General features: G+C 47.2%; 9 protein-coding genes. 4 read left to right on the top strand and 5 right to left on the bottom strand.

What is annotated here, in order from left to right; translation table 11 throughout:
• The first annotated feature begins 136 nt into the window (after positions 1–136).
• A complete protein-coding gene (locus tag K6Y21_RS20285; RefSeq protein ID WP_233073742.1) occupies positions 137–337 on the top strand; it encodes a hypothetical protein in 201 nt (66 codons plus the stop codon).
• A gap of 62 nt (positions 338–399) precedes the next feature.
• Here K6Y21_RS20285 and mukB read toward each other — a convergent pair whose 3' ends face one another.
• Genes mukB through mukF form a run of 3 tightly spaced genes read right to left on the bottom strand, consistent with a single transcriptional unit; the run spans position 400 to position 7,006 of the window.
• The gene (gene mukB / locus K6Y21_RS20280; RefSeq protein WP_233073741.1) at positions 400–4,866 is read right to left on the bottom strand and encodes a chromosome partition protein MukB; all 4,467 of its coding nucleotides are present in this window, start codon (positions 4,864–4,866) and stop codon (positions 400–402) included.
• Positions 4,867–4,868: 2 nt separating this feature from the next.
• Positions 4,869–5,597, bottom strand: coding sequence for a chromosome partition protein MukE (gene mukE, locus K6Y21_RS20275; RefSeq protein WP_233073740.1), 729 nt, complete (start codon positions 5,595–5,597; stop codon positions 4,869–4,871).
• A 50-nt stretch (positions 5,598–5,647) separates the two neighbouring features.
• A complete protein-coding gene (mukF, locus tag K6Y21_RS20270) occupies positions 5,648–7,006 on the bottom strand; it encodes a chromosome partition protein MukF (protein WP_233073738.1) in 1,359 nt (452 codons plus the stop codon).
• Positions 7,007–7,179: 173 nt separating this feature from the next.
• On the opposite strand from mukF, the gene K6Y21_RS20265 reads away from it, so the two are divergent.
• Together K6Y21_RS20265 and tpiA are read left to right on the top strand one after the other, a co-directional pair.
• Complete coding sequence (locus tag K6Y21_RS20265) at positions 7,180–7,938, top strand: ElyC/SanA/YdcF family protein (RefSeq protein ID WP_233073736.1); 759 nt, start codon at positions 7,180–7,182, stop codon at positions 7,936–7,938.
• Positions 7,939–8,092: 154 nt separating this feature from the next.
• On the top strand, positions 8,093–8,848 hold the full coding sequence (gene tpiA, locus K6Y21_RS20260) for a triose-phosphate isomerase (protein ID WP_233073735.1): 756 nt from the start codon (positions 8,093–8,095) through the stop codon (positions 8,846–8,848).
• A gap of 146 nt (positions 8,849–8,994) precedes the next feature.
• Here tpiA and K6Y21_RS20255 read toward each other — a convergent pair whose 3' ends face one another.
• Positions 8,995–9,237: a DUF3297 family protein gene (locus K6Y21_RS20255; protein WP_233073734.1), complete on the bottom strand. Its 243-nt coding sequence runs from the start codon at positions 9,235–9,237 to the stop codon at positions 8,995–8,997.
• A 212-nt stretch (positions 9,238–9,449) separates the two neighbouring features.
• Between K6Y21_RS20255 and K6Y21_RS21345 the strand changes: the two genes are divergently transcribed.
• The gene (locus tag K6Y21_RS21345) at positions 9,450–9,581 is read left to right on the top strand and encodes a hypothetical protein (RefSeq protein ID WP_285229773.1); all 132 of its coding nucleotides are present in this window, start codon (positions 9,450–9,452) and stop codon (positions 9,579–9,581) included.
• 104 nt (positions 9,582–9,685) lie between these two features.
• Here K6Y21_RS21345 and uvrB read toward each other — a convergent pair whose 3' ends face one another.
• Positions 9,686–11,680, bottom strand: coding sequence for an excinuclease ABC subunit UvrB (gene uvrB / locus K6Y21_RS20250; RefSeq protein WP_233073733.1), 1,995 nt, complete (start codon positions 11,678–11,680; stop codon positions 9,686–9,688).
• Between the last annotated feature and the right edge of the window lie 718 nt (positions 11,681–12,398).

Raw genomic sequence — 12,398 nt, 5'->3', positions numbered from 1 at the left:
CGATAAAGCAGGATATTAGCGAAAAAGATAGCTTGGCAGCCAAACGTAGAAAGTCAGGTTGGTCCGGCGAATATCGTTCAAAGATTATATTTGGTTGAAAGTTGAACAAAGTGGAATCCCGCCCTGGGTGTCGACTATGGTCGAAGCCAGTAAGTTGGGAATGGGAGATGAGATCAAAGCCCTGCCTTTGCCTGAGCCTCCCGGTCATATGTTCTTAGGCGTAGCCAATGTGTCTAATCAACGCGATAGGATCATCAGAGATTACAATCTGGTTCATAAAATTTTCAAGGTCACTTATGAACAATTGCTCACCGAGGAATTAACCACACAAAAATAACAGAGGCATTGAAAACAGCGCTAATCAGCTTGGTTTATGCTGATTAGCACCTTGGTTTCTTGCTATTCAATCAGCTCAGGGATCACACTCTGTTTATTATCCTCTGTTTCGGTTTTACCATAACCAAAGCCGCGCAAGCCCACCACGTGTACGTGTTCGTTTTTGCCGTGGGTTTTACGAATAAGCTTATAGGTGGTGCCGTTTTCAGGACTGATGTTTTCCGGTGCGGCGATGATCAATTGCATATCTTGGCGCTCACACAATTCAAACAGGGTGGCAATGGAGCGCGCATCCAAACGCGCCGCCTCATCCAAGAACAATAAGCGACAAGGTAGAATATCACGAGCACGGAAACGGCGTGATTCTTCTTCCCAAGAATGCAATACCATCAACAAGATAGCTTGACCCGTACCGATCGCTTCACCGGTAGAAAGGGCGCCGCTCTCGGCGCGTAACCAACCTTCGGTGCCGCGGCAAACCTCAATTTGCATTTCGAGGTAGTTGCGGTAATCCAGTAAAGCTTCACCTAATACCTGATGGCTGCGCTCACCTTGGTCGATATGCGGGTTAAGGCGCTGGAACAATTTCGCCATGGCTTCTGAGAAGCTCAGCTCGTTATTACCAAACAAGTCTTGGTGCTGGGCGCCCTGCTCGGCTAAGGCATTGAGCAAGGTTGAGTACGCTTCACGCAGTGACACATTTAAGCGCACGCCCGCCACTTGACCAAAGGCCACGCTTTGCAGGCCTTGGTTCAGGGCGCGAATGCGGTTTTGCTCACGGCGAATGGTGTTGTGAATCTTACTGGCCACTTCATGGGCCGAAATCGACAGATGTGATTCACGTTGTTTTAGCTCATCCGTTAAACGGGCTAATTCAATTTCCATTTCCTCGATGGCTTCAACCGGATCATCGCTGCGGATAATGTCATGGCGAATACGCTGTTTCAGGTATTGATACACCGCCACGTAGAACATCACCTTGCGCTCTGGCTGGCGATTATCTTCCGAGAAACGCAGCGCATCGCGCAGCTCTTCATCGTGTGCAACCGCAGCGCGAAGCGTACCTAGGGCTTTGTCCGACATAGACTTTAGCTCATCGGCATCAAGGTATTTGAGCTCGGCGCGATCAAGTCGGCGCGCCACATCGTTGGTTTGCGCAATCGCGTTAACTAAACTCCAGCCTGCTTTTTGCTTCACTAAGGTCGCACGCGCTTGCTGATAGTGTTGCTTAACGGATTTTTCGCTGCTGGCTAAGGTGGCCACTTCTTTCTCGGTCACCTTTAGGTGCGAATTGGTGCTATTGCGTTTAGCGCGCGTCTCGACCAGATCCGTTTGGATCTGCTCTTTATGGGCTTTGGCCTTGGCTTCACTATCATGGCTAAGGACAACGCCTAAGGCGGCCAGCTCGGTATTTAGCTCTTGCAAGGTTTGCTGCTTAGCTTGAAGACCCGCATTAAGGGCAACTTGGGTTTGCTGCTCTTGGTTTAAACGCTCACGACATTGCTTCTCTTGTGCTTGAGCTTGTACGCGCGCTTTTTCTGCCAGGACTAACTTGGCTTTTAGCTCATCGTTGATTTGACTGGTTTGATCCAGCAAGGCTTGGGCATCGGCATAACCAAAGTGGGCTAAGCGCGCTTGCACTTGCTCTAAATCATAACATTGACGCTTTTTCGCGGTCAGCTGAGCTTCCACTTGCTCAAGGGCTGCTTTTAGCAAATCAATATCTTGTGGATCGTATTGTAAGTAATCAACTTCTTTAGCTAGGCCCGCTAATGCGCTCTTGTGCTGCACTAAGAACTGATTGGCTTGCTTTAATTCATTGGCGGCTTGCTGCGCCTGCTCTAAACGCGTGGCAATGCTAGCGTCGCCAATCAAATAGGCTAATGGCTCAATTTTATCGAGCAGTTGCAGCTGCTGTTTAAGGGCTTTAAGGCCTTGCTGCAATTGGCCCTGCTGCTGCTGCGCGGTTTGGGTTTGTTGCTCAATGTGTTTAATGGCTTGTTTATTTTCGGCCAATTGCACTTGCGGATCGCTTTCAAACACCACAGACAAGTGTGCGGCAATAAAGTCGTTAAACTGATTATACAGGCGTAATTTCTTTTGCTGCTCAAATGAAACCGTGCCAAATTCTTCAATCAAGCCATCGCGTGCCTTGTCTAGCTCGGCAATACGTGCCTCACGGGCAGCGCGGCCAAACAAGGGCGTTTTCGGCAGCGGCGAGTAACGCACTTGACGCGCCCCTTCACGCACCAATACGGCGTCGCCTAGCTCGGTGGCATTAAATAGGGCTTCATCAAAGGCATCGGGATCGCCTTGGATCAGATATAAATCTTCTGGGCAGTTGCTGATGGTCGCCAGTTTTTCAATGGCAAGGTCGAGATCTCGCACCACCACGCCGTAACGCGCCGGACCATAAAGGGCTGAGAAATAAGGCGCTTCTTCTAAGGTGATATCGTCATACACATCACTTAATAGCACCCCGCCTAGATCGAGCGCTATGCTGCCCAAGGTTTCGTCGGTTTCACCACCGGCATTTTGTAAGCGGCGAATTTGCTGCTCAAGCTGGGTTTTCTCTTGGTTTAACTGCTCTTTACGTTGCTTAAGGGCTTGCTCTTGTTGCAAGGTTTGCTGCATGGTGGCACTGACGCTGCTGGCATCGTCTAGGGTTTGCTCTGAAGCTTGCTCTAGCTTTTCTTTTTCCGCCTGTGCCACCAGCCATTTAGGCGCAAATTGAGTTAAGCGCTGATTACTGGCATTTAATGACGCGAGTTTTTCTTTATTGGTCGCCAGTACATCGGCTAGCTCGGCTTGTTGAGCGGCTAGGGTTTCTTGCTCCACCAATGCCAACTCTTGTTGCTCGGCCACTTGCTCGCCTTGGCTGATAGTCACATTGGTTTGGCCAGCATAATCGGCCAGCCAACTGTTTAACTGCTGCTGCTGTTGATGTTGGCGCTGCGCATCTTGCAAGCTGCGCTCTATCTCGGTTTTACGTTGCACTACGCCTAAGTAGCTTTGCTCTTGCGCCAGTACTTGCTTGGCTTGACCATGGGCTTGTTGGCGCGAGGTAACTTGCTCAATTTGGCTTAAAAAGCCGAGGGCCTTTTCAAATTTTTCCAGTGCTGCGTTGGCCATTTCTAAACTGTGTTTAGCGGCCAGCACTTGATGAGTCAGCTCTTCTTGCTCAGCTTTGAACAAGGCTAATTTGTCAGCCGCGAGCTCTGGCACTAAATCTGGCGCTTGGGCGCTGATTTTAGCTTGCTCTAGGGCCGCAACCGCTTGCTTGTATTGAATGGCGCGGGTTTGCTGAATATCCAGCGCTTGTTGATAGTCACTTAGCTGGGTTTTCAGTGAGTCCACTTCCGCTTCGGCACCAAGCTTGGCGGTTTCGCTTTCAAGAAACAAGATGTTCGCTTGTTCGAGCTTTTCTTGCTGCTCTTCCAATTGCGCTAAGGTGATGTCGATTTCACCTTGGTACTGGGTGATTTTTGATTGCAGGGCAACAGCTTGCAGTACTTTTTGCAGCATGTCGCTGGCCAGCTCTAATTCTTGCTCTAACATGCCTTCGCGCTGGGTTAACTTGTCTAGCTCGTGTTGCAAGTAAACAATGCGGCCTTGCTCTTCTTTTAATAGCTTTTGCGTGGCTTGCAACTTGGCACGCTGCGCCAATGCTTGCTCTGAGTAGGCTTGTCGCTGACTGCCTAAACGCACGTATTCCGCCGCCACATAGTGGGTGGTTTCCGTGATCAGGTTTTTAAACAAGTCACGATCAGACTGGGTTTGTTTGATCCGCTCTAGGGTGTGACGGTTTTCTTTGATCGCGGCTTCCATGTCTTGGAAGGCTTTGCGTATACCACTGTTTTCAGGTAACAAATAGTCGCGCAACGAGCGGGTAATGGTGCTGGAAATACCGCCGTATAAGGAGGCTTCAATCAAGCGGTATAGCTTGCTGCGATCTTTTTGGTCGCGCATTTTTTTCGGGATCACGCCAATATCAAACATAAAGTTATGATATTCGGTGATGGAGTTGTACTTGGTCACGCGCACGCCACCAAACTCTGCCGCCGCGGCGCGCAGCTCGCTAAATTGGCGCACCCGAGATTGGCCTTGGCTTAAGGATTCCAGTAACAGCTCGGTCGGCTTAACGTCTTCAGGTAAATCTGTTAGCGCAAACGGCGTGATGTTTACTTTTTTATCACGCCCAGCGATTTGCTCTAGGTGAACCCCTAACCAAATCAGTTGATCGTATGAGTTTCTAACCTGCAATAAGCTATAACACGGACCGGCTTTTAGCTTACCGTACAAGCCCTTATCGCGTGATGCATTAGAGCTACCCGCTTCGGTGGTGTTACGAAAATGCAACAAGGTTTGGTCGGGGATCATAGCGGTAATAAAAGCCGCCATGGTGGTGGATTTACCCGCCCCGTTTCCGCCCGACAAGGTGGTGACCAGTTGATCTAACTCGAAGGTTCTGGCGAAAAAACCATTCCAGTTGACCATGGTTAAAGAGATAAATTTGCCGCGATTTGCCATGGTTACACCTCTAGCCCTAGTTGTTCTTCAGTCTCTTCGTCGTCGTTTTGTTGCAGCTTTTCATCTGTCGGCAGATCATCATCATGGACAATCGCCTCACCATCGCGAATTAAGCGCATTTGCACTTCGCGAGGATCTTCATCGGTGCGCACATCGGCGCCAAAACGAAATACCGCTTCGTTTAGTGTAAATTTGTCGACACCACCAATTAAGGTCAACATGCCAAGACGGCGAAAACGACGTAAACAGCCTTTTACGCGATCTTTTAATTTTTGCTTGTCTAAATCCGAACCACCACTGCGCTGATTCACCATGCGCAGTAGCTGGGTTTCATCGGCTAGGTTGCTTAGCTCTTCCAGCAACTCGGTTAAGGTAAATACGCCTTCGTTGGCCAAGCGCTCTGGGCTTAAGTACATGTAACACAAAACCTTACCGACCAGCATATCTAATTCAGACAGCATGCTGCGGCCCAACAAGGCGTTAGACTTGGGTCTTAGGTAGAAAAAGCCTTCCGGCGCTTTGATCAGCTCTACCTGATAACGGCGGTAAAATTGATCCAGCGCCTCATAAGCATCAGCCAAGTAAGAATGGGCCTGAAAATCATCACTGCTGATATGGCGACCACTGCGTAATTGCGCATCAATTTGTGGAAACAGCGGGTTGGCCACGGCACGGGCTAACTCAACTGAAAGGTAATTGTCGTTACTGTCGTTTAAGTCAGTTAATTGCATGTTTTGCTAACTCCTGCCGATACGGGCAAAAAGTAAAAATTTCAATCGCCCTATTGGGGCAGGCTGTCGTAGGTGTCAATGTTATGGGCTTGCACCTTAGCTCCGGTTTCATTAATGGGCCGCCACGGCGCTTGTTGGCCAGTAAATTTGACTTCGGCACTGGCAAGGCCCAACTTACAAGCTTCATCTATGACTAAGCGAGCAATATCAAAGTGCTGCACACTGGGGTAATCGGCCAAAAATTCACGCAGAACCGTCGCCAACTCAAGAGGCTGTTGATTTTGCTTAAATTCGGCTAGATAGCTTTCGACCCTTGCCGCCACTTCATTTTGGATATCCACCAGATCTTGGTATTCCATCTCGTCGGGCATATCGCCGGTGACGTTCTCATCACGGAAACTTAAGGTTTCATCTCTGAGCTCAAGTAGCCTCGCTTCGTCGGCAATCACTAAGTGCCAATTATGTTCGCTGAAGTTTTGCACCGATTCGCGCAGACGCTGGCTAAAGGCGCGGTTTTTATCCATGTCGATAGCGGTGCGGATAAACTTGTGCACATGGCGATCGTAGCGGGTCCAGAGATCGATGGATTGCTGGCCCCAGGCGATAATGCCATCAAGGCGCGCTTGTAAATTAAACACTAAGGTGGCGATATGCTCATGATCGGCATTACCATGCACGGTTTCTTGAATATTAAGTAGGCCCGCTTGTAATTTATCGCCCGCCGAGGTCAAGGTGTCTTGCAGCTCTCGCAAGTGGCTACTGGTTTCTGCCAATAGTTGCTCACACGCGCTAATGGCCTGACTCCAGTTTTGATGCAATAGCTTAGCGATATCGTCTTTGGCATTTTGCTGCTGACTGTCCATGGCACGCTGGGTTAAATCGATGCGCTCGAAAATATCTTCTACCGAGTATTTCAGTACGCTGTAAACCGCTTCATCCCAATAGCCCTCATCGCCACCGGCTTGCGCCGCTTGATAAACCTTTTCTATTTCCGCTGCCACTTGGGTCAACAAAATAGACAATTTAACGTTGGAATAGGTTTTTTGCTGCGCGTAGAAATTCACTATCCCCAGCGCCAGAGGCGTTAAACGATACAAGCTGGCCGTATCAACCGTGTCAGCACCAAAGCGGTTAAACAATTGCTGACGACAAAAGTCGTTGATGGCGTTGTTGGCTCGCTCGGTTTGGGTTTCATCCACTTGCGAGAAGATATCGCTAACAAGGCGAAACGCATCATGGAGCTGGGCTTCGGTTAACTCGGCGCCCACTTCTTGCTCGGCAATCACAGAGACCGCAATCAAAAAGGCGAGTCTGTCCGAGGACAAATTCAAGTTAAACCCTTGATCTTTGACCCATCCTACCAACTCAGGCAGGTTTTTCTGTGCGTCTGTGGTGTTTTTACTGGCCATCTAAGTCCTATACATCACTGAGGTGAAATATGGTGTTATGCCTTAGATAGATTGGCGTTCAAATATGACGCGAATATCAATCAAAAGGCAAAAATAAGCTGGCTATTCTGGCACAAGCCAAGCGCGGAGAAAACTGGTAAAATTTGCGCAATTTCGCAAACGGAGATATTGCTGTGTTTTTGCTCAAAAAGTGGCTAGGTGGATTGGTTAAACCCGTGCCTTTTTCGTTAACCTTGATCACCCTTGGCTTACTGCTACTGCTATTTACTCGTAAACAAAAGCTGGGCAAATTTGTTGCGGCTAGTGGATTAGTTTGTATCACCTTATTTGCCAGTGAGCCTGTCAGTGGTTATTTAGTTGCCAATCTAGAACGTCAATATCCCGCGTTTAATACCGAGCAGCCTGTTGATATGATTTTGGTGCTGGGCTCCTATGGCTTAGCGGATCCCGACCTCGCCATCACTGGGCAACTTAGCGCTACCGCCCTATCGCGCTTTAGTGAAGCCTTTCGGATTTGGCGCGCTAACCCCAATGCGACTTGGGTGGTCTCTGGCTCAGGGTTTGGTGATTCCCAGTCACACGCGCAATTAATGGGAACCCTTGCCATCACTTATGGTGTGCCCGAGCAGAAAATCATACGTTTGGATAACACCCTAGATACTCCCCAAGAAGCGGCTGAAATGGCCAAACTCATGGCAGGTAAAACCGCCGCGCTGGTGACATCGGCCACCCATATGCCAAGGGCTAAAGCCTTGTTTGATGTTCACCAAGTCAGCCCGATTGCGGCGCCAGCCAGTTACCATCAGCGCAATTCTACTCAGCCAGAGCCATTAAACCGCCAGATACCTTCAGCCTATTATTTGTACCGCTCGGAGGTGGCCATGCACGAATATATCGGCATGTGGTGGGCAAAATTACGACAAATGACATGATGAAAAGTGATGCAGATCACATTTACGGCAATTATGAAAATTTATTACACATTTATTTGTTCAAATCACTACTTATCACCCTAGGGGCTTTTTATAATCGAGCCCAGTAAAAATTTTTAATAACATTCATTTGAATATCATTGGAGAAATGGACATGAGAACACCTCTAGTTATGGGTAACTGGAAACTAAACGGCACTAAAGCTTCTGTGGCTGAACTACTTAACGGCCTAGCTGGCCCTGCAGCTAATGCCAACGGTGTAGAAGTAGCAGTATGTCCGCCAGCTATTTTCCTAGGCCTAACTGAAGAGCTAACTAAAGACGGTGCGATCAACTTTGGTGCACAAAACTGTGACCTAAACGTAGCTGGCGCATTCACTGGCGAAACGTCTGCCGTGATGGTTAAAGAATTCGGTGCTAAGTACAGCCTAGTTGGCCACAGCGAGCGTCGTACCCTACACAACGAAACCGACGAAGTTGTTGCAGCTAAATTCAAAGTGATCCAAGACAACGGCCTAGTACCTGTTCTATGTATCGGTGAAACATTAGAAGAGCGTGAAGCTGATAAAACTAACTCAGTTGTTGAAACGCAACTTGCTGCGGTTATCGCTGCGCACGGTGTTGCTGCACTAGAAAACTCAGTAATCGCATACGAGCCAGTATGGGCTATCGGTACTGGTAAAGTAGCGACTAAAGAGCAAGCTCAAGAAGTTCACGCTCACATCCGTCAATGGCTTGCAGCGCAAGATGCTAACGTTGCTGCTAAAGTACAAATTCTTTACGGTGGCTCAGTAGGCCCAGCTACAGCAGCTGACCTATTTGCACAACCAGATATCGACGGTGGCCTAGTAGGCGGCGCTTCTCTAAAAGTGGCTGACTTCACTGCAATCATCGAAGCAGCAAAAGCTTAATTTTGCATGGTAGGAGCGGTTTTTAAAGCACGGACAGTAAGCCCTGTGTATGCCATTTCGCGATATAAATGTCGCTCCTACGACAAAAATTGAACAATAAAAAACGCGCTACTAAGGCGCGTTTTTTATTTAAATCTAGCTAGGTATTAACAGTAATACGCTTCAACTGCGCCTTTTAATTTAATCAAGAGCGGCTGACCACGACGATCAAGAGCTTTTGGTGATGGCACCATCACCCAACCTTCACTGATGCAGTACTCTTCAACATCGAAACGCTCTTTACCGTTTAGCTTGATACCGATATCAAATTCGAAAATTGCTTCTACGTGGAACGGGCTACGTGGGTTTGCCGATAGGCGATCGGGTAATTCAGGTTTGTTTTCGCTCATATTTTTTAACCATTAACTTCAAAAAGTGCTCCATTGTAGTCAAACTCATCAGCGGCCTCAATCATCAAATTGTTTCTCTGTTTTGATTCGCTCTGACCCCGCAAATAAGTGAAAACCCGTATAAAAAAACAGCAAAATCGGGGTATGTGTTAATTATGTATTCAGTTTCGCCATGACATACTGAACTTAGTTAAACAACAGAGGTAAGCATCATGGCTGAAAAAATCATTAGCGTATTTGACAAGTCACTTAAGCGCATCACATTACCTTCGATGACCATGGCAGAATTTACCCAATTACTAGCTGAAATCAAACGCCAACGTGAGCAGGTAAAATCATGTTAATCCTCATGACGTTAACTTTTCTCTATCGCTGGCGAATGGCACAGAGCACAAAGTTTGAACCCAATAGTTAATTGGCTATCACGTTTTCTCTCTGCTTAACCCCGCTAGCTCAAGGTGATCAACTGCTGTTGCAGGCTGGCCACTTCATCACGCATCGCTGCGGCTTGTTCAAACTCTAAGTTTTTAGCGTGTTCGAACATTTTCGCCTCACAATCCGCAATTTGTTTCAATAAGGTTTGTGAATCAAGCTTGCCATAGCTTGCCTTAGGCTCTGCCACCTTACTGACCTTGCTGTTGCCTGTGCCCAGCGCCATGATATCTAAGATCGCCTTGCTCACCCCTTTTGGCGTAATGCCATTATCAAGGTTAAACTGATGCTGCAGCTCTCGGCGACGCTCGGTCACGTCGATGGCTTTACGCATTGACTTGGTTACCGTATCTGCATACAAAATCGCTTTACCTTTCACATTACGCGCGGCGCGACCTATGGTTTGGATCAAGGAACGCTCAGAGCGTAAAAACCCTTCTTTGTCAGCATCTAAAATGGCCACCAAGGACACCTCAGGCATATCTAAGCCTTCACGCAACAAGTTTATCCCAACCAACACATCAAACTCGCCTAAACGTAAATCACGAATAATCTCCATCCGTTCAACGGTGTCGATATCGGAATGTAGATAACGCACCTTAACGCCATGATCGCTTAAATACTCGGATAAGTCCTCGGCCATACGCTTGGTTAATGTGGTTGCCAGCACCCGTTCATTTTTAGCTGTTCTAATTCTAATTTCTGACAGTAAATCATCCACTTGAGTTGCGACTGGGCGTACTTCTATTTCGGGATCGAGTAACCCGGTTGGACGAATGATTTGCTCGGTATACTCGCCATTGGTTTGCTCTAGTTCGTAAGGCCCAGGCGTGGCGGAAACGTACAAGGTTTGCGGCGCAATACGCTCAAATTCGTCGAATTTAAGGGGGCGGTTATCTAATGCTGAGGGAAGTCGAAAACCATATTCAACCAAGGTTTCCTTACGTGACCGGTCACCTTTAAACATGGCGCCGATTTGCGGCACGGTTACATGGCTTTCATCGATGATCATTAAGCCATCGGCTGGTAGATAATCGATCAAGGTAGGCGGCGCATCGCCCGGAGCGCGACCAGAAAGATAGCGTGAATAGTTCTCAATGCCAGAGCAGTAACCTAACTCCTGCATCATTTCAATATCGTATTGGGTGCGCTGACTGATCCTTTGCTCTTCTATTAACTTATTATTATCAAGTAATTGTTGCTTACGCTCGGCTAGCTCTACCTTGATATTTTCGATGGCATCTAAAATAGTTTGTCTTGGCGTCACGTAGTGTGTTTTGGGGTAAACCGTGATCCGAGGAACATCATTGATGCTTTGTCCGGTTAAGGGATCAAACAGGCTTAAGCGCTCAACTTCACCATCAAACAATTCAATGCGCACCGCATGTTTATCCGATTCTGCCGGAAAAATATCGATGACTTCACCGCGTACGCGAAACGTACCGCGACTGAATGCCATGTCATTACGGGTATATTGGATCTCTGCAAGGCGGCGTAAAATATCGCGCTGGTCGACAATATCACCTGTGGTTAGATGCAGCATCATAGATAAGTATGACTGAGGATCGCCCAAACCATAGATAGCCGAGACAGAGGCAACTATGATGACATCACGGCGCTCCATTAACGCTTTCGTTGCCGATAAACGCATCTGCTCGATATGATCGTTAACCGAGGCATCCTTGTCGATAAAAGTGTCGGTACTGGGCACATAGGCTTCCGGCTGGTAATAATCATAATAAGAAACAAAATATTCCACTGCGTTATTCGGAAAGAACTCTTTCATTTCACCGTATAACTGAGCGGCTAAGGTTTTATTAGGCGCCATGACGATGGTCGGGCGATTTAGCTCGGTGATTAAATTCGCTACGGTAAAGGTTTTGCCTGAGCCCGTCACCCCAAGCAGCACTTGGTGAGCTAACCCGTCATCAAAGCCTTCAACCAGCGTTTTAATGGCCTGTGGCTGATCGCCACTTGGCTTAAATGCGGATTCGAGTTGGAACGACTTCATCTATAGGACTCCTTGAGGATTTTACATAGATTAAAATTAAGAGAATGCCAGTGTTTTATTTTTCACTATCTTAACCTAGTAAAACCACTTTCATCAGGTTTTTAATACTTTTGACTCTCAGAGCGGCTAAACAAACCACTTGCTTTAGCTACATCGGCTGTTTTCAATCATAACACCTTAAAAACGGAGATTTGATGCCCTTGTGCCAGCTCAAGCCCATGTTAAGCGTAGGCTTTGGTTAACACGCAGCAATATCGCTATACGCATGGAAGCGAAAGTTCAAGCAAAATAATCTCGATTTTTTAATTTTTTGGGTTGACTATTCACACTAAATCACTTTCAAAATTGAAAATAATGCACAGTTGATTAATTAGCCACCCTGAGCCAACTCAAGTTGTAAGGATTTCATAACATGACACTATTGACATAATTAAGCCACTGATATTTATACATTTTGATTAATCCCCCCTTATTCTTTACGTTTTCCTCAAGCCAAGCACAGCAAGGCTTTGAAGCACTTAGCAGACCATAACTCACATACTTATCCACAAAAATAGTGGATAACTCAAGCCACGCCTTGTGCCATAGGCTTGCCAGCCAATTGTGAATAACTCTGATGAATACGGCAGGGGAAGACAGAAAAAATATTTTGTGATTAATGTAACAACTTTCATTTTTAGTTGATGTATTTCATCCTCAATTTTATCGCAAAAATTGA

This window comes from Motilimonas eburnea, assembly GCF_021295345.1.
GTDB classification, from domain to species: domain Bacteria; phylum Pseudomonadota; class Gammaproteobacteria; order Enterobacterales; family CBDFNC01; genus Motilimonas; species Motilimonas eburnea.
Note: the sequence above shows the minus strand (reverse complement) of the source record. Positions and strands in the feature narration are given on the sequence as shown.

Coding starts and splice junctions, on each gene's coding strand:
- K6Y21_RS20285 (WP_233073742.1), top strand. CDS start 137: ATGGTCGAAGCCAGTAAGTTGGGAATGGGAGATGAGATCAAAGCCCTG.
- mukB (WP_233073741.1), bottom strand. CDS start 4,866: ATGGCAAATCGCGGCAAATTTATCTCTTTAACCATGGTCAACTGGAAT.
- mukE (WP_233073740.1), bottom strand. CDS start 5,597: ATGCAATTAACTGACTTAAACGACAGTAACGACAATTACCTTTCAGTT.
- mukF (WP_233073738.1), bottom strand. CDS start 7,006: ATGGCCAGTAAAAACACCACAGACGCACAGAAAAACCTGCCTGAGTTG.
- tpiA (WP_233073735.1), top strand. CDS start 8,093: ATGAGAACACCTCTAGTTATGGGTAACTGGAAACTAAACGGCACTAAA.
- K6Y21_RS20255 (WP_233073734.1), bottom strand. CDS start 9,237: ATGAGCGAAAACAAACCTGAATTACCCGATCGCCTATCGGCAAACCCA.
- K6Y21_RS21345 (WP_285229773.1), top strand. CDS start 9,450: ATGGCTGAAAAAATCATTAGCGTATTTGACAAGTCACTTAAGCGCATC.
- uvrB (WP_233073733.1), bottom strand. CDS start 11,680: ATGAAGTCGTTCCAACTCGAATCCGCATTTAAGCCAAGTGGCGATCAG.